Source organism: Massilia putida, from assembly GCF_001941825.1.
GTDB classification, from domain to species: Bacteria; Pseudomonadota; Gammaproteobacteria; order Burkholderiales; family Burkholderiaceae_D; genus Telluria; species Telluria putida.
In genome coordinates, this window is sequence record NZ_CP019038.1 from 2301794 (window position 1) to 2323267 (window position 21474).

The window sequence follows — 21474 nt, forward strand, 5'->3', positions numbered from 1 at the left end:
GTCCTTCCCGCGCAAGCGGGAATGACGATTAGCGGACGATGCAGTCGACACCATTCTGCTGTGCCGCCGCACCCTGCGACGCGAGCGGTCCGCCCACGCTGTTGCTGAACGACGGCGGCGGCGTGAACTTCAGGCCCGGATTCTGCGGGATGACGATGGGCGGCGCGTTCACGTTGGGCACGAAGCCGAACTGGCCGGCCGGAAAGTGCTGCGCGCCACCCGGGTTCGTCACGACGATCAGCCCTTCCAACACCGCCACGTGCAGGCCGGGCGCCAGATTGGACGCGGGCAAGGCGGAAGGCGGCGGCAGGCCGGGAACCGGCGCGGGCGGCTCGACCCACTGGGCGATGAACGTCGTGCCGCGGATGCCGATCGTGGCGGCCGGCGTCTTGAGCGAGAACTTCTCCTTGTTGCGCTTGCCCAGCAGGCCCGTGATCGAACGCAGGCCGCCCTTCAAGAGGCTGAACGCGGCGCTGTCGGCGTCAGGCTTGTCGGCCTCGTAGGCGAAGTTCTCGATCTTGAAGGTCGTGTCCGGACGCAGCGTGATCTCGCTGTTGTCGAGCAGGCGGATCTGCGCGTACGTGTTCTTCTCCGACACGAGCGTGTCGCCGTTTTCGACCTCGGACTTGGCCGCCAGCGCCTTGACGGTGCCGTCGGCCTTGCGGTCCATCAGCGGCCCGCTCAGGTGCGCCACGACGCCCACGACCTGCCCTGCCCACGCCGCGTTTGCGGCCAGCAGCAGCACGGCACACAACAACGCCCGGGCCAGCGCCTCAATTGCAGTACAGTTTGGTCGCAGGTTTTTCATTCTTGACTCCAGTTGATTCCACTTGCGCCGGGCCGGTCGAGCGCTCGCCCGGCTTGACGGCCGGCGCGCCGCTGTCGCCCTTGGTGTCGCCGCTGCCGCCGGCGACGATCGTCCCGGCCGCGGGGATGACCCGGTTGATGACCTGGACGGTCGTCTGCACCGCCTGGGCCACCGGCGTGCCCTGCGTGTTCTGGCCGGCGCCGGCGCTGCCGCTGAACGTCACGCAGCTGGCGTCGCCCGGATGCGTACTGCAGAACGATGCCGTCGGCAGCACCGCCTCGCAGCCGGCCGTGGTCGGCGCCGCCGCACACACGGCAAGCGTCGGCAGGCGCACGTCGCAGCCTTGCAGGCTCGGACTGCCGATGCATTGCGCCAGCGTCGGCAGCACGGCGTCGCAGCCGGGCAGCTTGCTGTTGGCCTGGCATTGCGTCAGCGTGGGCAGGATGCCGCCGCAGGCCGGATCGTGCGGGTTCGCGAGGCAGGCCTGGAATCTCAGCGCCAGCACCTGCGAGCAACCCTCGACCGACGGCGTCAGCTTGCACACGTCCAGCTTGGGCAGGACGTCGCCGCAGCCGGCGCCGGACGGATTGGCAAGGCAAGCGTCGAAACGGGCGCGCGCAAGCACGGCCGCGCAGCCGTATCCGCTGCCGTCCGCGCGGCACTGGTCCAGCGCCGGCAAGGTCGTCGCGCAGCCCGGCGCTTTCGGATCGGCGATACAGGCCGCGACGGCGTCGTGTTCCTTGATGACGGCCGCGCAGCCATACGTCGCCGGAGCGGTCTTGCAGACATCGTAGACGGGCAAGGTCGTCGCACAGCCCGGCGCTTTCGGATCGGCGATACAGGCCGCGACGGCGTCGTGTTCCTTGATGACGACCGCGCAGCCATACGTGGCCGGAGCGGTCTTGCAGACGTCGTAGACGGGCAAGGTCGTCGCGCAGCCCGCGGCCTTCGGGTTGGCCATGCATGCGGTGACGGCGTCGTGTTCCTTGATCACGAGGGCGCAGCCTGCCGCGGTGGGCTGGGCCGCGCACGTGTCGTATGTCGGCAGGACCTCGCCGCAATGCGGGCCGGACGGATTGGCCACGCACACCTGCAGCGCGGCCGCCAGCACGGGGCCGCAGCCGGCCGCGGTGCGGTTGGCGAGGCAGGCGTCGAGCGCCGGAGTCGGCGCCGGCGGCGGCGCGCTGTCCTTGCCGCCGGTGGTCACCTGCAGCTTGTCCTGGCTGGACACGGTGACGCTGTCGGCCGCGATCTGCGTGGACCCGCCCGTGATGCTGACATTGCCGCTGACCGACGTCACGTGGGCGCCGGTGGCGATCGTCAATGCGCCGCCATCGTCGGCCAGCAGGCGCACGTTGCCGCTCGTCGTCGCCACGCGGCCATTGATGGTCAGCGGGCTGTGCGTCGTGAGGCTGATGTCCCCGCTGTTGGTGCGGACCTCGCCGGCGCCGTTGGTCACGTCGAACGCGGGCACGGTCATGCCGCCCACGCTGTCGACCGCGATGGCGCCGCCATTGCCCTCGCCGTCCTGCACGGCCCGCTGAAGCACGAGGGGTCCCGTGTTGGCGATGTTGATCGGGAGACCGCCCGCGCCCTGGTTGGACGCCATCAGCGTGCCGGTGCGGGTCTTGAGCGGGGTCGTCGTGGTGCCGATGCCGGCGCTGGACTTCAAGTTCAGCCTGCCGGCCTGGAGCAGGCCGCCGCCCGCGATGCCCGCGGCGTCCAGCGTCGCGTCGGTGCCGCCGGCGATGCCCGCCTCGAGCATCAGGAGGCCGCCACTGGTGACCTGCATGCCGGCGTTCGGCGCGGTGATGCCGGTCATGCCGTCGACGGTGCCGATGCGCAGGCCGCCCTGGTTGACGACGCTGAACAGGTTGCCGGCGGCCTTGCCGGACAGCGTGCCGATCTCGTTGGCGCCGGTGAGCACGACCTGGCCGCCGCGCACCGCCACATTGCCCGCCTTGACGGTGCCGGTATCCCGCTCGTAGATGCCGAGGGTCGACGTCAGCGCCACCGTGCCCGGCGCGCTCAGCGGCGCCTTGATCGCCAGCTCGCCGGCGCCGGCGTCCAGCGTCAGTTTCGCGGTCGTGAGCGATGCGGGGCCGGCGACGTCGATGCCGCCCCAGCCGCCCGCGAGTCCGCCGATCGTGAGTTCATTCGCCTTCACGTTGGCGAGCGCCGTCTGCCCGATCATGAAACCGTCGTTCGAACCGGCGCCGCCGATCACCATATGCGTGCCAGTGCTATTCGGTTGCAGCGTGACGCTGCCGGCGGACACGGTCGCGCCGATGTTCAGGCGGTCGCCCTGCAACAGCACGGACTTGGACGCGGTCACGGCGCCCGCGATGTCGATCAGGCCGCCGTTCGCGTACTGGTTCGCGATGACGCGGCTCGCCGTGTTCGCGGACAGATCGACCGGCGCGCGCACGCGGATGTCGCCGGCGTTTTCCAGCACGACGTTGGCCGCCGTCGCCAGGCCGGCGTCGACCGAGACGGTGCCCGTGTGCGCGCTGTTGCCGACGTTGATCTCATAGAGGTTGCTGCCCAGGCGCTGCAGCGCCGCCGTGTCCAGCACGAGCGCACCCGAGGTGCTCGTCCCCGTGCCGATGCTGATGGCGCGGCCCGGGTCGAACGACGTCAACGTCAGGATCGGCAACTGGCCCCTGCCGGCGATCTTGCCGGACAGCGTGACCTGGTTGGCGCTGACGTCGATGTAGTTGGCGGTGGTCAGCAGGCCGTTGGCGCCCAGCGTGAACGCATTCCCCGCGCGGAAATCGAGGTCGTCGCCGGCACCCACCTGGGCATTGATGTTGATGTCGTTGCCGGCTTGTGCATGCACGCTGCCGGCCGCGTTCAAGGCGTCCGTGATGCTCAGGTCGTGGCGCGCCTGCAGGACGACGTCCGTGCCGGCCGTCGTCAGCGTGGACGGGGCCACGCGGGTGACGCCGGTCGAGGTGCCGGCGGAAGTCGACTTGACGTCGCCCGCGCTCGCGTTGCCGCCCGCGACCACGTCGATGTCGTACGGGTCCAGCAGCCACGTGCCGTTCCTGCCCGTGGCGCCGGCCGCCTCGACCGCGATGCCGTCGACGTCCAGCAGGTGGCCCGATGTTTCCACCGCGCCGCCGGCCGCGCTGCCGCGGGCGGAGACGGTACCGTGCGCGCTGGTCGCGCCGTCGGACCACAGCACCACCTTGCCGCCGTTGCCGGCGACGCCGTCGGCCCGGATGACGGAGCCGAGAGCGACGCGGGTCTGCTGCGCGCGCATGCCGCCGCCCTGCCAGTCGCCGCCGACGAGCACCGTGCCGCCGTTGCGGCCGCTGGCATCGACGCCGGCGCCGGATGCGACATCCACCTGCCCGCCCAGCACCTGCACCGTGCCGCCGTCCGCGCCCGCGCCGCCGCGCGCGCTCGTGAAGCTGCCGGCATCCAGCGCGACCTTGCCGCCGGCCTTCAGGACGATGCGGCCGTTCGCGCCCATCACGGCGCTGTCGGCGTTGACGAGGCCGCGCTGGTTGACCAGCGCGCCGTAGATGCCGATGCGGCCGCCCCGGGCGATCACCTGCCCCAGATTGACGGCCTGTCCGCTGGGCGCGGAAAGTTCCACGCGCAGGTCCGGATCGTTCGAATCCACCAGCTGCACGCTGTGGCCCGCCGCGAGGATCACGTCGCCGCCTGGCGCCGTGATGATGCCCGTGTTCTTCACATCCGGCGCGATCAGGAAGACCTGGCCGCCGCCCGGCGTCGCGATGGTGCCGTCGTTGCGGACGTTACCCGCCGTCGTTCCGGCCTGGAAGCGCTTGCGGCCGGCCTGGAAGTCGGCGTCGCTGATGTTCAGCGTCGACGCCACGAGGCCGTTCACGTCCACGCGCGAACCCTGGCCGAACAGGATGCCGTTCGGGTTGATCAGGAAGACCTTGCCGTTCGATTGCAGGGCGCCGAGGACCTTCGTCGGGTCCTGGCCCAGCACTCGGTTCAGCACCGCGCTGTCGCCGTTCTGCTGGATGAAGCGCGTGATCTCGCCGGCGCCGACATTGAAGCTCTGCCAGTTGATGACCGTGCCGGGCGTGTTCGTGATCGAGAACACGTTGCCCTGCTGGTTGAACGTGGCCTGGCCCGCGACCACCTGCGGCAGCGCGGGCGCGCCCATTGCGGTCCCGCAGTAGGCCGCGGCGAGCACCAGCGCGCCGAACCGTCGTTGGATGGATGAAGTCATAAGAAAGGTCCTCAATACGCCAGCACCACGCGCACGTGGAGCTTGTTCCTGCTGGTTGCCGCCACTTGGCCGACGTGCATGCCGTGGCCGTAGTCGAGCTGCACGCTGGCCGCGCTGCCTGCCGCGAAACGCAGGCCGAGGCCCGTGCTGGAGATCGCGGCGCGATGCAGTTCGCTCGCCAGCGCGCGATTGCGCTCGCCCCAGGCCGTGTCGTAGAAGCCCAGCACGCGGCATTGCCAACCCGCGCGGTTGCACAGGTCCGGCGTGTACAACTCGACGTTGGAGACGATGCCCGTGTCCGTGGCCAGATCGCGCTCGCCAAAGCCGCGCACGGTCGTCGCGCCGCCGGCGCCGAACTGCTCGCCCGGGACCAGCGCATCGCGCGTCCACTGGCCGTTCAGCAGCACGCGCGTCTGCCAGTCGGCGGCGATGACGTTGGTGAAGGCGGCCGCGAAGCGCACCATGCGGTAGCCGGCTTTGGCGCCGCTGCGCACGGCCGCGAAGTCCTCGGCGCCGCCGCGCGAGCCGCCCGGCACGTTCTGCAGCAAGGCGATCGAAAAATCGGTCTGACCGTCGGGCGCCGCATGGCTGCCGGCATAGGCGATGCTCAGGGGACGCACGGTGATGTCGTTGCCGAAATTCTGCGTGCCGAAGACGACGTTGTTGCGGTAGGCCTTGACGTCGAGGCCGTACACGATGCGGCTCTCCAGGTCGCCGCGCTTGGGCAAGACATGGTTGTAGCGGGCGCCGTACACCGCGCCCTTGCCGCTCACCGTCAGGTCGAACAGGCCGGCGTTGACGGCGCCCGAGTCGACGTTCGAATAGCTGGCGAAGAGGTCGACGGAATCGCCCAGCGCGTACAGCGGCACGTGGTAGCCGGCGGCCCATACGGCCACGCGGTCCGGGCGCTCGGCCGTCGTCGTGTACTGCAGCGTGCCCACGTGGTCGCGCCCCCACAGGTCGGCGTGCTGCAGCATCACGCCCGCATGGGTCTTGCCGGTGGATGCCGTGCCCGTGTTGTCGGCGTTGAACATCACCCGCCAGGGGCGCTCGTCCGCGACTTCGACCTTGGCGTCGACGACATCCTCGCCGCCCACGTCCGCGCCGGCGAGGCTCAGCTTGACCTTCTTGGCCGGGTTCTCGTTGACGAGTTTGAGGTTGCGCGACACGTCGTTCAGGTTGGGCGTCGCGCCCGGCACCAGCGTGGGCAGGCTGGCGCGCACGTTCGCCTCGGAGAACCAGCGGTTGCCCGTGACCTCGACCTGGCGCACCTTGGTCTGGATGACGTTCAGGCGCACGACGCCGCCATTCAGTTCCTGTTCGGGCAACTGGACGGTGACCACGTTCCAGCCGTGCGCGTGGTACAGCGCCTCGAGCGCTTCCAGCGCGCGCTGGACGTCGCCGAAATCGCGCCCGCTGCCCGCGTACGGCGCCACCGCGGCCTGCACCTCGGCAGCCGGCAGCAGCGTGTTGCCGCTTACCTCGAAGCGGCTGATCTCGAACCGGATCGGCTCAATCGCCCAGGCAGCGCCGACGGCGGCGGCCAGCACCGAGCCCGCGACCAGGCGTGCCAAGCATAGTTTCATGTTGTCGATGACCATATCGTTATTGTTCTAGCCCATGCATGCCCGGGCCTGCGGCGATGCCGCTGAAGAGGAAAACCCTCGATTTCATGCGAGTGTAATCAGGTTTTCCTTGCTTGAGAGAAAAATTAGTGGCGATTACGAATCTTCCCCACGGGATGGGGGGAATCCCGGACGCCGCGTTGTGTGGCCGATACAGCCGATCCGTCGCCACGCGAAAGCGGGGCCCATGCCGAGGCGCCGAAGCCGGCCCATTCATGCGACCGCCTGTATTTCCCATGCACGGAATCCAGTTGCTCGGTATTGGGGGTACAGCCCGATGAGCCGTTCCCGCTTTTGCGGGAACGACGTCGGTGTTATTTGGTATCGAACGTCGTCACCCCATCCCACCCTTCGCCCGGGGGAGCCGCGCGCCAGCGCGCGATCCGCTCCAGGTACAGGGCATAGAGCGCCCGCTGCGGGTGCGCCCCGTGCAGCGCCGCGATGGCCGATTCGGCGGCGTCCCAGTCCCGCGCGCGCACCCGCGCCAGCGCCGCGTCCCACGCGGCCAGTTCGTCCAGCACGGCCGGAGCGACGTCGGCCGGCTTGCCCAGCGGTTCGAAGATCGCGACGGGCTCGTTCTTGCCCTTCACGCGCACGAGATCCAGCTCGCGGTAGACGAATTCCGGCGCCGCCAGGCGCGTCGCCTCGCCCACGGCGATGCCGACCCCATAGACCTTCGTGATGCCTTCCAGGCGCGACCCGAGGTTCACCGCATCGCCCATCACGGTGTAGGCACGGCGGATCGCGGACCCCATGTCGCCCACGTGCATCAGGCCGGAATTGATGCCGATGCCGATGGCAAGCGCGGGCCAGCCGCGCCGCTGGAAGTCGTCGTTCAGGCGCGCGGCGCTGGCCTGCATCAGCAGCGACGTGGCGACGGCGCGGCTGGCGTGGTCGGCGAAGGCGACGGGCGCGCCCCAGAAGGCCATCACGGCGTCGCCGATGTATTTGTCGAGCGTGCCCTGGTGGCTGCCGCGGATATCCTCGGACATCGCCGTCAGGTACAGGTTGATGTATTCGCGCAGCGCCTTGGGCGACAGGCCTTCCGAGATCGTCGTGAAGCCGCGCACGTCGACGAACATCACGGACAGCTCGCGGCTCTCCCCTTCCATCGTATAGGCTTCCGGGTTCTCGGCCATCTGCGCGACGAGTTCCGGCGCCACGTATTCGCCGAAGCGCGAGACGAGGGCGCGGCCCTTGCGGTACTCGAATAGAAAGCCCCACGCCACGTTCGCGACGAACAGCAGCGCGACGAGCAGCAGGCAGACGAACATGTCGATCGTCCAGTCCATCTGGCGGTACAGGAACCAGTTGAATGCGACGACGCCGGCGAAGACGGCGCCGGACGCCAGCACGGCCGGCAGCGGCGCCAGCGCCGGCAACAGCAGCGCGAGCAGGGTGCCGGCCACCGCGATCTGGAAGAATTCGAGCGCGGTGGCGTAGTCCGGACGCGATTTGAAACGGCCGTCGAGGATGGACTTGATCACGTTGGCGTGCACCTCCACGCCGGGATAGACGCTGCTCACCGGCGTCGAACGCATGTCCTGCAGGCCGGGCGTCGTCGTCCCGACGAGGGCGATGTGCCCTGTCAGCACGGCGGCGGGCACCTTCCCGTTCAGCACATCGACGGCGGACACGTAGCGGAACGTTCCGCCCTCCGGACCGCCCGGGCCGCGGAACTGCACGACCGTCGTCAAGTCGTCGCCGACCGGTATCCGCAAGTTCTTGTGCGGCAGCGCGAGCACGATGGCGTCCGCGCCGGCCGCGCCGTTCTGGCCGGCGAGCGACTCGTCGCCGAAGTCCGGGCGGATGGATGTCGCGCCCAGGCCCACGGCGGCCGTGGCGAGACCGAGCGACGGATAATAGCCGTCGCCGACGCGCTGCAGCAGCGGCACCGTGCGCACGACGCCGTCCACGTCCGGAACGAAGCTGAAGCTGCCGGCGCCCCGCGCCGCCGCCTGCAGGCGCGCGATGTTCGCTTCATAGCCGGACGACCTGCCGGCGTCGAGCGTCCGCCCGCGCAGGTCCGCGACGGTGAACGCGGGCTTCGGCAGCACGCCCTTGGACAGGTCCGACGACAGGTTATAGCCCAGCACGACGGGCCGTCCGGCCAGCGCCTTGGCGAAGCGGCCGTCGTAGTCGAGTTCAGGCTCGAGCGCGGCCAGCTTCGTCGCCATGCCCGGCACGTCCTTGAGTTCGCGCTGCGCAAGGCGCTCCAGCACGGCGTAGCCGGAACTCGTATCGGGTTCGGGGAACGACACGTCGAAGCCGATGGCCCTTGTGCCGTAGTGCCCGGCCAGCTGGTCGACAAGCTTCGCCATCACGTCGCGGCTCCACGGAAACCTGCCGACGGCGGCGATGCTTTTCGGGTCGATGTCGACGATGACGATGCGCGGGTCGGGCACCGGCCCGTCCAGGCGCATGCGCAGGTCGGAGATGATGGCGTCCTGGCGTTCGATGGCGCCGCTGTGCCACGTGCCGTTCGTGTACAGCATCGCAGCCAGCATGAGGGCGAAGCCGAGCGCCCAACGGGCGCCGTATTTGCCGAAGGCCTTGCGCAACCGGGCCATGCGCTTACGGCCGGTAGCCCGGGATCGCCGCCTCGTCGACGAAGTCGATCTGCGACGAATCCAGGTTCTTGCGGGCGAATTTCAGGTAGACCTTCTGGCGCACGAAGATGTCGAACAGGTCCGGGTCGATGTGGCCGTTGAGAGCGAACTTGCCCAGGATGTGCAGCGATTCGGACAGCGTCTTGCCCTTTTTATACGGGCGGTCGCGCGCCGTCAGGGCCTCGAAGATGTCGGCGATGGCCATCACGCGCGCCGGCACGGACATCTGCTCGCGCGTGAGGCCGCGCGGATAACCCTTGCCGTCCATGCGCTCGTGGTGGCCGCCCGCATATTCCGGCACGTTTTTCAGGTGCTTGGGCCACGGCAGCGATTCGAGCATGCGGATCGTGACGACGATGTGGTTGTTGATGATCTTGCGCTCGTCGTCGTTCAGCGTCCCGAAGCGCACGGTCAGGTTGCGCACCTCGTCCTCGTCGAGCAAGTCGCGAAGGACGCCGTCCGGCCCGGTCCAGCGGTAGGCGGCGATGCGGCGCACGCGCTCCTGGTCCTCGGGCGACATGCCTTCGCTGCCGATGTTCGCCTGGCGCAGGAAATCGCGATCGAGCCGCAGGCGCGCCTGCTCGGAGGCGAGGCGGTCGTCGAGCGCGGCATGGTCCGCGCCGGGTTCGCACTTCGCGCGCAGCGCGGTGATTTCGGCGTCGCGCAGCAGCACCTCGAAGCGCGTGTCGATCATGTGGATGCGGTCGAAGATCGTTTCCAGCTTCGTCGCCTTGTCGACGACGTGCACCGGCGTCGTGATCTTGCCGCAGTCGTGCAGCAGGCCCGCGAGCCACAGTTCGCGGCGGTCGGCGTCGCTCATGCGGAACGGGGCCATCGGGCCGGCGGTCGTCTCGTGCACGGCCTCGGCCAGCATCATCGTCAGCTCCGGCACGAACTGGCAGTGGCGGCCCGTGTACGGCGATTTTTCGTCGATGCCGATGTTGATCAGGTTGACGAGGGCTTCCAGCAGCGCTTCCATCTGCACGACGAGCTGCTGGTTCGTGAGCGCCACGGCCGCCTGCCCCGCTAAGGCCTCGATGAAGCGCTGGTCGGTGTCGGAGAACGAACGGATCTCGCCCGTCTCCCGGTCCATGGCGTTGATCAGCTGGAGCACGCCCACCAGTTCGCCCGCGTGGTCCGTCATCGGCACCGTCAGGATGGACTTCGAGCGGTAACCGAAAGTCTGGTCGAACGAGCGCATGCCCGAAAAATTGAAGACGTCGGCCCGGTACACGTCGCCGATGTTCACGGACTGGTGGAAGTTGGCCGCATATGCCGCCACGGACGCGAGGTTCTTGTTGCCGTATTCGTCATACAGGGGAATCGGCGGCAGGTCGATCGGATTGCCGCTCGCGCCGCCCTGGTAGATCTCCAGCGTATCGTTCAGGGAGATGTGGAAGCACAGGCTGCGTTCGTCGTTGCTGGGACGATACAGCGTGCCGCCGTCGGCGTTCGTCATGCTCTTCGCGACCTTGAGGATGCGGTCGAGGAAGGCGTCGATGTCATGACCGTCGCCGAGAGCGACGCTGACCTCGGTAAGGAGGTCGAGTCGCTCTACGATATTGGCCGGGGTGAGCTCTTGCATGATCGTTTGTGTCTCGCTGAAATCCGACGTGCCTGATCGCCACAAAAATTGCCGGACCGTAATTTACACACAGTGTAACTTCGTTGCGCACCGCTGTACACACATCGATGTGAAATTGCAAAATTCAGATAATTGGTTACAGAATCCCGCTATCATCTGACCTATATTGCAGCGGTGCAGGCTTGGCCGCGACGAAAAAACATACGCAGACGACGAGGCTGCGCAGCAAGGGACTTTTATGAAATTCAGATTCTGGGGCGTGCGCGGCTCCATCCCGTCCCCGGGGCCGCGTACCGTGCGCTACGGCGGCAACACCACCTGCATCGAAGTGCGCGGCGACGACGGCACGCTGATCGTGCTCGACGCCGGCACGGGGATCTACGCCCTCGCCCAGGACCTGATGCGCCGCCGCGCCGAGACCGGCCTTGACGTGGATGCCAACATTTTCATCACGCACAGCCACTGGGACCACATCCACGGCCTGCCCTTCTTCACGCCGCTGTTCGTGAAGGGCACGCGCGTGCGCCTGCACGGCGCCCACGACCACGTCACGGGCCAGGGCATCGAGCACGTGATGGGCGTGCAGCTGCAGAACAGCTACTTCCCCGTCAGCGAGGAACACATGGATGCCGCCATCGACTACCGCACGCTGGAGGTCGGCGTGCCGCACGCGGTGGGCGACGTGGTGGTGCACAACGTCGTGATGCACCACCCTGTCACGAACCTCGGCTACCGCGTCGAAAGCAACGGCCGCGCCGTGTTCTTCACGGGCGACCACGAACCGTTCTTCAATCCGCACGCGCCGGACAGCGCGGCGTACGCGGCGGCGCAACGCGAGATTGAGCGGCGCGAACGGGAGATCGAGCACGCGCTGGAAGGCATCGACGCGCTGATCGCCGACTGCTCGTACACGCTGGAGGAATACCCGGCCAAGCAGGGCTGGGGCCACGGCACGTTCGACGCCGCCATCGCGCTGGCGCTCAAGGTCGGCGCGCGCAGCCTGTACTGCACCCACCACGAGCCCACCCGCTCCGACGACGAGCTCGAAGCCGTGTTGGCGGAAGCGCTGGCGCGCTGGCACGACCGCCTGAACGGCCTCGTCGTGAAACTGGCCCACGAAGGCCTGGAAGTGGAACTCTGATGAACGCGGATTTCGTGGACCAGCGCAAGGGCGACCGGCGGGCGCACGACGACGCCGAGCGGCGGCTCGACTTCCAGCGCCGCCTGTTGGGCATCATCACGAAAATCCATGCCACCGCCAACCTGGACCAGATCATGCTCGACCTGGGCCTGGATTTCTGCGACCTGTTCGACAGCGACCGCTTCACACTGTACGTCGTCACGCCGGAACAGGACGCCCTCCTCGCCAAGGTCAAGACGGGCCTGTCGTCGTTCCGCGACCTGAAGCTGCCGATCGGACCGGGGTCGGTCGCCGGGTTCGTCGCGCGCACGCGCCAGACCGTCAACATCGCCGACGTCTACGACGAGGCCGAGCTGAAGCGCCTGTCGCCCAACCTGCACTTCCAGCGCGGCGTCGACCAGAAGACCGGCTACCGCACGCGCGAGATGCTGGTCGCGCCGCTGATCGACGCGAACGGCGTCCTGCTGGGCGTCATCCAGTTCATCAACCACCGCCCGAACGGCCCGTTCCCGCAACTGGCCCTGGACGGCGTGAAGCAGTTGAGCGAGACCCTGGCCGTCGCGCTCAGCCAGCGCCTGCGCGCAGCGGTGCCGCGCGGCCGCTACGACGGCCTCGTCGCGCGCGCCCTCCTGACCCAGCAGGAACTGGAACAGGCCACGCGCCGCGCGCGCGAGCGCGACGCCGACATCGAAGACGTCCTGCTGGCCGACTTCCACCTCAAGCCCGCCCAACTGGGGCAGGCGCTGTCCGATTACGCCCGCGTGCCGTACGAACCGTTCCGCGCCGAGCGTGTGAAGCCGGTCGAGCTGCTGCGCAACCTGAAGCAGCAGTTCGCGCTCGAACACGGCTGGCTGCCGCTGGAGGACGGTCCGGACGGCCTCGTGCTGATGGCGCTGGACCCGGAACGCGTGGCCGCCAGCCACATCGCCACCCAGGTGTTCGGCCGCGCGCGCTTCGCCTGGCGCGTGACGACCCGGCACGACCTGCGCCTGACCGTCGCCCAGTTTTTCGGCGGTCCCGTCGCCGACGATACGAGCGTCGGCGAACTGCTGTCGAACCTGGACGAGGACGGCGACACGGACGAGGATGCGGAGGGCGGCGGCGCCGAAGTCTCGGCCGCCGTCGAGAACGAGCTGGTCAAGCTGCTCAACCGGATCATCATGGAGGCGCACCGCCAGGGCGCCTCCGACATCCACATCGAACCGCAGCCGGGACGTGGCAAGACGGGCGTCCGCTTCCGCAAGGACGGCGTGCTGGTGCCGTACATCGAGATCCCGGCCAGCTACCGCAGCGCCCTTATCGCGCGCGTGAAGATCATGTGCGACCTCGACATCTCGGAACGGCGCAAGCCGCAGGACGGCAAGATCCGCTTCCGCAAATACGGCCCGCTCGACATCGAGCTGCGCGTGGCGACGATCCCGTCCAGCGGCGGCGTCGAGGACGTCGTGATGCGCATCCTGCAGGCCGGCGAACCGATCCCGCTCGACAAGCTGGGGATCCTGCCGCACAACCTGGAGCGCCTGAAGTCCGCCGTCGGCAAGCCCTACGGCCTGTTCTTCGTGTGCGGCCCGACCGGCTCCGGCAAGACGACGACCCTGCACTCGATCCTGGCGCACCTGAACACGCCGGAGACCAAGATCTGGACGGCCGAGGACCCGGTCGAGATCACCCAGAAGGGCCTGCGCCAGGTGCAGGTCAACCGCAAGGCGGGCCTCGATTTCGCGACCGTCATGCGCGCCTTCCTGCGCGCCGATCCGGACGTGATCATGGTCGGCGAGATGCGCGACCGCGAGACCGTCAGCACCGGCATCGAAGCGTCGCTGACGGGCCACCTCGTGTTCTCAACGCTCCACACGAACAGCGCGCCGGAATCGGTCGTGCGCCTGCTCGACATGGGGATGGACCCGTTCAATTTTGCCGACGCCCTGCTGGGCATCCTGGCGCAGCGCCTCGCGCGCCGCCTGTGCGCCACATGCCGCCAGCCCTACCACCCGGACGACGCCGAGGTGGATGCGCTGCTCGACGAGTATTGCGAGGAATTGCGCGGCCAGGCCGCCTACCGGACCGACCCGCAGGCCGCGCGCGCGGCCGTGCTGGCCGGCTGGCGCGAACGCCACGGCGGCGCCGACGGCCGCTTTACGCTCTACCGCGCCGTCGGCTGCGCCGAGTGCAACAAGGGATACCGCGGGCGCGTCGGCCTGCATGAATTGATGCTGGGCAGCGAGCGTATCAAGCGCCTGCTGACCGAGCACGCGCGCGTGGCCGACCTGCTCGCGGCCGCGCTGGAGGACGGGATGCTGACCCTGAAAATGGACGGCATCGAGAAGATCCTGGACGGCGTTACCGACATCAAGATGGTGCGCGCCGTCTGCATCAAATAACCCATCAACGCAGATTCACGCTGAGGAGAGAATCGTAATGAACCGTTTCAATTCGGCCGTCCTGGCGGCGACCGTGGTCGTGCTGTCCGGCTGCGCCGCGCAGGATCCGCAGCAACCGGGCGACAAATACCTCGACTCGAGCTACACGCCGACCGGCACGCTCATCCCGCGCAAGGCGCCGAGCCGCACCGACGACGTGATGGTCGTCGACAAGCAGGCGCTGGAGAACGACCGCACGACCGGCAACGGCACCATGATCGCGCCGGCGCGCTGACGGACGCGGACGCGACAAGGGCCGGGAGTTCGCACTCCCGGCCCTTTTTTTTTACGCCGCCATCAATCGTTCGCGTTCTGCACGAACACGGCCGCCGTGCGGGCCGGGATCGCGAACGTGCCGCTGGCGGCATCGAAGCTCGACGCCTTCACGACGTCGTCGCTGCCGTTGCGCTGGATGCGGTGCAACTGCAGCTTGCGGCCCTTCAGCTCCGGGATCGCGATCGACTTCGCGACCTTGTCGACGTTGAACACGACGACGACCGCCTTGTATTTCGCGCCAACATAGGAGCCCGGCTGCGCGCCGTCGATGCTCATCGCGACGAGGCCCGGCACCTGGTCGGGGCCCACGTTGTGGAACTTCAGGCGGTCGATCACGTCCTGGGCCGTGCGCAGGCGGAACAGCGTGCTGTCGGCGCGGATCGCGAGGAAGTCTTCGAACGCATTCTTCGCCGCCACGATCGCGCGCGTGTCCGGCTTGATCAGCGGGTTGGTGAGGATCGGCGACATCAACCCCCAGTTGTCCTGGTTCGAACCGGCCATCGGCAGGCCGACGCCGAAGTTGTTCGACGCGTAGCTGTAATCCAGCTTGTTGAACCAGTCGCCCGCGTTATAGCTGTCGCGGTCGAGCGATTTCGAGCGCAGGATTTCCTGGCCGGCGTGGAAGAACGGGATACCCTGCGCCAGGACGTTGATCGCCGCGCCAAGGGTCTGCACGCGCACGCGGTCGGCGAGCGGCGTCGATTGCGGCAGTTTATAGGCGTTGATGTCGAACAGCGTCTGGTTGTCGTGCGCCTCGACGTAGTTGATCGTCTCGGACGGATTCGCCGCGAAGCCGGCCTGCTGGCCGAAGTAGTCGATCTGGGCGTTCGTGCGCACGCTGCCGAAACGGTCCGTGAAGCGGTAGTCGCGCAGCGTGCCGGACAGCGCGACGCGCGCGAGGTCCGCGAGACGCAGCGCATCGTCGCGGGTCTGCGTCGACAGCGCGTTCGGGTCAAGGTAGGCGCCATTGATGAAGCCCTGCTGGCTGATGAGCCACTGGCCGCCGTCGCAGCAGCCGCCGCCGCGCACCGTATCGCGCATGCGGTCGTTGAACGAGCCGATGCCGGTGCCCGCCATGTTCGCCTGGCGCGCCTGCACGAAGCGGGCGTCGTTCGCCACGCTGCCGAAGTTCCACGCTTCGCCGTACAGGTAGATGTCGCGGCCCGCGGCCTGGTTGACGCTCGCATGCAGGCGTTTCAGCAGGTCCAGCGGCGTGAAGCCCATGATGTCGAAGCGGAAGCTGTCGACCTTGTACTGGCGCGCCCACAGCGACACGGAATCGATCATCAGCTTGCCCATCATGGCGTTCTCCTGCGCGGTGTCGGCGCAGCAGCTGTCGTTCAGGATGTGGCCGTCGCTGCCCAGACGGTAGTAATACGTGGGCACGATGCGGTCGAGGACCGACAGCGGGCCTTGCTGCGACTGGCTCGTGTGGTTGTACACGACGTCCATCGTCACGCGCAGGCCGGCTTCGTGCAGCGCCTGCACCATCGCGCGGAACTCGCGCACGCGCACGGCGCCGTCGTCCGCATCCGTCGCGTAGCTGCCCTCCGGCGCGTCGTAGTGGACCGGGTCGTAGCCCCAGTTGAAGCAGTCGGTGTCCGCGACGGCGGCAACGGCGGCCTGCTGCGCGGTCGAATCGGCGGCCGCGGCCGGAATCGTCGGCGTCACGCAGCCCTTCTCGTTGACGCTGGCGAAGTCGAAGCTCGGCAGCAGGTGCACGTGCGTCATGCCCGCCTTCTGCAGCGATTTCAAGTGGCGCATGCCGTCCGAATTCCCGTCCGTGAAGGCCAGGTATTTGCCGCGGTGGGCGGTGGGGACGGTGGCGTCGGAAGCCGAGAAGTCGCGGATGTGCAGCTCGTACAGCGCGATGTCGGTCGGCGCGTCGAGCTTCGGAATGCGCTGGTCGTCCCAGCCGGCCGGCTTGAGCTGCGCGCTGTCGAGGTTCGCGGCGAAGCTGCGCGCGCTGTTGGCCGAGAGGCTCAGCGAATACGGATCGGTGACGGTATTCGTCACGATCTTGTTGTCCGCCCAGCGCGACAGCACCTCTACCTTGTACGTGTAGTAGGCACGGTTCGCCAGTTGCGGATCGGTGGACGCGTAGGTCCATACGCCGCTGGCCGCGTCGCGCGTCATCGGGACCGTCGTCGGCGTCGCCGCGTTCGCGCCGGCGTACAGGTTCAGCGCGACGGATTTCGCCGTCGGCGCCCACACGCGGAACGTCGCGAGGCCGTTCCGGTCGAACGACACGCCCAGTTGCGCCTGGGCCGCCTTCGCGGCAAACAGGTCGTCCAGCAGGCCGGCCATCTGCAGCGACGTCACCTGCACCAGGTTGCCGGCGCCGTCGTACTGGGCGATGGCGAACTGGCCGCTGACCATGGACGCCACCTTGGCCGCGTCAAGCGCGGACAGGCTCAGGCCCGTGGCGCCGGCCAGGTGCGGGTATTTCTGGCGGATCGCGTCCGGCAGCGCGGCCACGGTCAGGTCGAAGGCGCCGTCCGCGCCGGACAGGCCGAGCGCCCCGCCCGGCGTCGGCGCGAGGCCGCCGTTCTCGGCGTAGAACAGTTTATAGCGGCCGTTCGCGGGCACGCCCGGCCAAGCCAGGGTCGCGCCGGTCAGCCAGTGCGCGTTGGCGAAGGCCAGATTGCCGTAGCTGAGCGCGGGCTGGCTCGCGTAGACGGTGCAGTCGCCCTCCAGCATCCAGATCTCCTGGCCTTTCGTGGCGACGTCCGCGTTCAGGTCGGCGTGCTGGTCGGCGCCGCAATTCTTCGTGCCGTTGCCGTCCGTGACGAGGAACCAGATCGCGCTTTTTCCGGCCGCCAGCGGGATGTCGACATAGCCGCCGAAGCCGTCGCTGTTCGTCATCATGAAGCGGTCGGCGATCCACGCCGAGCTGGGATGCTGCGGGCCGTCCCAGGAATACACGCCCCACTGGGCCGTATCGTTCTGGACGCGGTGGAAGTGCATGCGGATACTGCCCGGCGCGACCGGCGTGGCGGCTGCCGAGGTGCCGGTCGCGAGCAGCCGGGTGCCCGACTGGGTGGCCTGCTGCGCCGGATCGCCGGCGCCGCAACCGGCCAGCAGCAGGCTGGCGCAAGCGGCCACGGCGACGCTCAACCGTGAAGTCAAACTACGTCTGAATATCATATTGTCCCCTCTTCATTCTTATTCTGATCGGCGGGCGTGGCCCCGGCGGCAACGCTGGCCGACGATCGCATGTAATATTACTACAGTGTTAGTAAAAATGAACAAGGAACACGCAAGTGTGGCAAAAAACAAACCGGGGTCAGAGCCCGATTTTGGGCAATTTCCAAAAACCGGGCTCTGACCCCGGTTTTTGGAAATTGGCAAAAAAAAGCAGCCCGGAGGCTGCTTTTCGTTCGACGCGTCGTGCGCTTACAGGATGTGGGTTCCGACCCACCACGCGATCGCGGCCATGAAGGCCGACGCGGGAATCGTGAAGACCCAGGCCCAGACGATGTTGCCCGCCACGCCCCAGCGCACGGCCGAGGCCTTCTGCGCCGAGCCGACGCCGACGATGGCGCCCGTGATGGTGTGCGTCGTCGACACCGGCACGCCGATGCTGCTTGCGATGAACAGCGTGATGGCGCCGCCCGATTCCGCGCAGAAGCCGCCCACCGGTTTGAGCTTGGTGATCTTCTGGCCCATCGTGCGCACGATGCGCCAGCCGCCGAACAGCGTGCCCATCGAGATCGCCGTGTAGCACGCGATCACGACCCACAGCGGCGGCGCCGCGTCGCCGGCCTTCGATACGCCGGCCACGATCAGCAGCATCCAGATGATGCCGATGGTCTTCTGGGCGTCGTTGCCGCCGTGGCCCAGGCTGTAGGCCGCGGCCGAGACCAGCTGCAGGCGGCGGAACCAGGTGTCGACCTTGCGCGGCGGGGTGCGCACGAAGATCCACGACACGGCCAGCATCACGAGCGAGCCGAGGATGAAGCCCAGCAGCGGCGACAGGATGATCCACTGGACGGTCTTGAGCAGGCCGCCGCCGACCAGCGCGCCGGTGCCGCTCTTGGCCACCGCGGCGCCCACCAGGCCGCCGATCAGTGCGTGCGACGACGACGACGGGATGCCGTAGTACCAGGTGATCACGTTCCAGATGATGGCGCCGACGAGCGCGCCGAACACGACGTAGTGGTCGACGATGTGCGGGTCGACGGTGCCCTTGCCCACCGTCGACGCCACGTGCAGGCCGACGGTGAAGATGGCGACGAAGTTGAACATCGCCGACATCGCGACGGCGGTCTGCGGACGCAGCACCCCGGTCGACACCACCGTCGCGATCGCGTTGGCGGCATCGTGGAAGCCGTTCATGAAGTCGAAGACGAGCGCCAGAAAGACGAGCAGGCCCAGCACATAAATGCTGATGTGAAGAGAATCCATATTGTTTTTATTGGTCCGGTCGTTACGCGTTCTCGACGATGATGCCTTCGATGATGTTGGCAACGTCTTCGCAGCGGTCGGTCACGGTCTCGAGGATCTCGTAGATGGCCTTCATCTTGATCAGGTTGCGTACGTCCGGTTCGTCGCGGAACAGCTTGGACATGGCCGCGCGCATCACGTGGTCGGCGTCCGATTCCAGGCGGTCGATCTCTTCGCAGATGGCGACCATCTTCTGGGCGTTGTCCATGTTGTGCAGCATGCCGACGGCCTGCTGGACCTTTTCGCAGCAGGCCAGGCACAGCTCGGCCAGGCGCTTGGCTTCCGGCGTCACGGCGTGCAGGTCGTACAGCGAGATGGTCTGGGCGGCGTCCTCCATCATATCGAGGATGTCGTCCATGCGGGTGATCAGCTTGTGGATGTCGTCGCGGTCGAGCGGCGTGATGAACGTCTTGTGCAGCAGGTCCACGCACGCGTAGGTGACCTTGTCCGCCTGCTTTTCGATGCTCTCCACGGCGTGCGTGCGGTTTTCCAGGTCGTCGAAGTTGGTCATCAGGCCGACCATCTCTTGTGCACCCTTCACGCACAAGGCCGCGTGCTGGTTGAACAGGTCGAAAAATTTGCCCTCCGTGGGCATCAGGCGTCCAAACATAGGTTCTCCGTTGGGTTTTCTCTTGGGACTTCTTAAACGTTGCGGCGCGACGCCGCAACAATAGCTTTTTGTTATAACTCGCAGCGCGTCAGGGGCTTCGAAAACCGTAGCGGGCGGCGGCAGTTTCGTTCAAGAATCGCAGAACGAAAATGCAACGCGCAGCAGGTTTGCGAGGCCCCCTTCTATATCGACGTTAGTCGCCTTGGTAAATACCGAGGTTGCCGCTGTAATTGCCGAACTTGGTGTACATGCCCATCCAGGTCAGTCGAATGGCGCCGATCGGGCCGTTACGCTGTTTGCCGATGATGATCTCGGCGGTACCTTTGTCGGGCGAGTCCGGGTTGTAAACTTCGTCACGATACAGGAAGATGATCACGTCCGCATCCTGTTCGATAGCGCCGGATTCGCGCAGGTCGGACATCACGGGGCGCTTGTTGGGGCGTTGTTCCAGCGAGCGGTTCAGCTGGGACAGCGCGATCACGGGGCACCCCAGTTCCTTGGCCAGGCCCTTCAGGCTGCGCGAGATCTCCGAGATCTCGGACGCCCGGTTGTCGCCCGGCTTGGAACCCTGCATCAGCTGCAGGTAGTCGACGATGATCAGGCCCAGCTTGCCGCACTGGCGCGCCAGGCGGCGTGCCCGCGCGCGCATCTCGATCGGGTTCAGCGCCGGCGTCTCGTCGATGAAGATCTGCGCGTCGTTCATCTTCTGGATCGCGTTGGTCAGGCGCGGCCAGTCCTCGTCCAGCAGCTTGCCGGTACGCAGGCGGTGCTGGTCGAGCTGGCCGATGGAACCCAGCATACGCATCGCCAGCTGCACGCCGCCCATCTCCATCGAGAAGATCGCGACGGGCAGGCCGGCGTCGACGGCGACGTTCTCACCGATGTTGACGGAGAATGCCGTCTTGCCCATCGACGGACGGCCGGCGACGATGACGAGGTCGCCCGGCTGCAGGCCGGACGTCATCTTGTCGAGGTCGATGAAGCCCGTCGGGACGCCGGTGATTTCGCCCTGGTTGTCGCGGCTGTACAGCTCGTCGACGCGCTCGACCACCTGGGTCAAGAGCGGCTGCACGGGAAGCCAGCCCTGGGCGCCGCGCGCGCCCTGCTCGGCGATCGCGAAGATGCGCGATTCGGCCTCGTCGAGAATCTGCTTGACCTCGGCACCTTGCGGATTGAAGGCCTTGCCCGACACTTCGTCGGCAACGGTGATGAGCTGGCGCAGCACGCCGCGATCGCGGACGATCTCGGCATAACGGCGGATGTTGGCGGCGGATGGCGTATTCTGTGCCATCGCGTTGAGGTACTGCAGGCCGCCGACCTCCTCGGCCTTGCCGAGCTGGACGAGCGCCTCGTACACGGTGATCACGTCGGCAGGTTTGCCAGCGTTGATCAGGCGGACCATCTGTTCGAAGATGATCCGGTGGTCGTAGCGGTAAAAATCCTCCGCATGCATGAAATCGGCGATACGGTCCCACGCCGCATTGTCGCGCAGCAGGCCGCCGATGACGGACTGTTCTGCTTCGATGGAATGCGGGGGGATGCGGAGCGACTCGATCTGCGGGTCTGCTGAGGTGTTCATGGCCGGCATTATACCCGTATCCGATCAGACGCTGAAATCATTGGTGAGTTTCCAAAAACGAATTTTTTTTGCTGTTGCAAAAAAAATTCGTCCCCGCGAAAGCGGGGACCTGTGCTTGCGTATCGACTCGCAAATCTGGCCCCCCGCTTTCGCGGGGACGAC

General features: G+C 67.3%; 12 protein-coding genes. 3 read left to right on the forward strand and 9 right to left on the reverse strand.

Translation table 11 applies throughout. The features are described 5' to 3' along the window. Positions 1-28 precede the first annotated feature (28 nt). From BVG12_RS12530 to BVG12_RS12550, 5 genes are all read right to left on the reverse strand, one after another. Entirely contained in the window at positions 29-808 is a 780-nt protein-coding gene (locus BVG12_RS12530; RefSeq protein ID WP_083684975.1) for a FecR family protein, read from the reverse strand. Next, complete coding sequence (locus BVG12_RS12535; protein ID WP_075792674.1) at positions 774-5021, reverse strand: two-partner secretion domain-containing protein; 4248 nt, start codon at positions 5019-5021, stop codon at positions 774-776. Before BVG12_RS12535 ends, BVG12_RS12530 begins: the two co-directional genes overlap by 35 nt. 11 nt (positions 5022-5032) lie before the next feature. Next, complete coding sequence (locus BVG12_RS12540; protein ID WP_075796334.1) at positions 5033-6607, reverse strand: ShlB/FhaC/HecB family hemolysin secretion/activation protein; 1575 nt, start codon at positions 6605-6607, stop codon at positions 5033-5035. Between the two features lie 353 nt (positions 6608-6960). Further along, positions 6961-9216 carry a CHASE2 domain-containing protein gene (locus BVG12_RS12545; RefSeq protein ID WP_075792675.1) on the reverse strand — a complete coding sequence of 752 codons (2256 nt, stop codon included), beginning with the start codon at positions 9214-9216 and terminating at the stop codon, positions 6961-6963. 4 nt (positions 9217-9220) lie between these two features. Then, positions 9221-10840: an HD family phosphohydrolase gene (locus BVG12_RS12550; RefSeq protein ID WP_075792676.1), complete on the reverse strand. Its 1620-nt coding sequence runs from the start codon at positions 10838-10840 to the stop codon at positions 9221-9223. Between the two features lie 238 nt (positions 10841-11078). Here BVG12_RS12550 and BVG12_RS12555 point away from each other — a divergent pair, with 238 nt between their 5' ends. From BVG12_RS12555 to BVG12_RS12565, 3 genes are read left to right on the forward strand one after another with little or no spacing between them, the layout of a single operon-like run. Further along, positions 11079-11981 carry an MBL fold metallo-hydrolase gene (locus BVG12_RS12555; protein WP_075792677.1) on the forward strand — a complete coding sequence of 301 codons (903 nt, stop codon included), beginning with the start codon at positions 11079-11081 and terminating at the stop codon, positions 11979-11981. After that, complete coding sequence (locus BVG12_RS12560; protein ID WP_075792678.1) at positions 11981-14362, forward strand: GspE/PulE family protein; 2382 nt, start codon at positions 11981-11983, stop codon at positions 14360-14362. Before BVG12_RS12555 ends, BVG12_RS12560 begins: the two co-directional genes overlap by 1 nt. 37 nt (positions 14363-14399) lie before the next feature. Further along, entirely contained in the window at positions 14400-14636 is a 237-nt protein-coding gene (locus BVG12_RS12565) for a hypothetical protein (RefSeq protein WP_075792679.1), read from the forward strand. Positions 14637-14698: 62 nt separating this feature from the next. Here BVG12_RS12565 and pulA read toward each other — a convergent pair whose 3' ends face one another. From pulA to BVG12_RS12585, 4 genes are all read right to left on the reverse strand, one after another. Then, on the reverse strand, positions 14699-17782 hold the full coding sequence (gene pulA, locus BVG12_RS12570) for a pullulanase-type alpha-1,6-glucosidase (RefSeq protein ID WP_229503868.1): 3084 nt from the start codon (positions 17780-17782) through the stop codon (positions 14699-14701). 291 nt (positions 17783-18073) lie between these two features. Then, positions 18074-19084, reverse strand: coding sequence for an inorganic phosphate transporter (locus BVG12_RS12575; RefSeq protein ID WP_075792681.1), 1011 nt, complete (start codon positions 19082-19084; stop codon positions 18074-18076). A 22-nt stretch (positions 19085-19106) separates the two neighbouring features. Next, a complete protein-coding gene (locus BVG12_RS12580; RefSeq protein WP_056440441.1) occupies positions 19107-19733 on the reverse strand; it encodes a DUF47 domain-containing protein in 627 nt (208 codons plus the stop codon). Between the two features lie 193 nt (positions 19734-19926). Continuing rightward, positions 19927-21312, reverse strand: a complete 1386-nt coding sequence (locus BVG12_RS12585; RefSeq protein WP_075796335.1) for a replicative DNA helicase — start codon at positions 21310-21312, stop codon at positions 19927-19929. Positions 21313-21474: the final 162 nt, after the last annotated feature.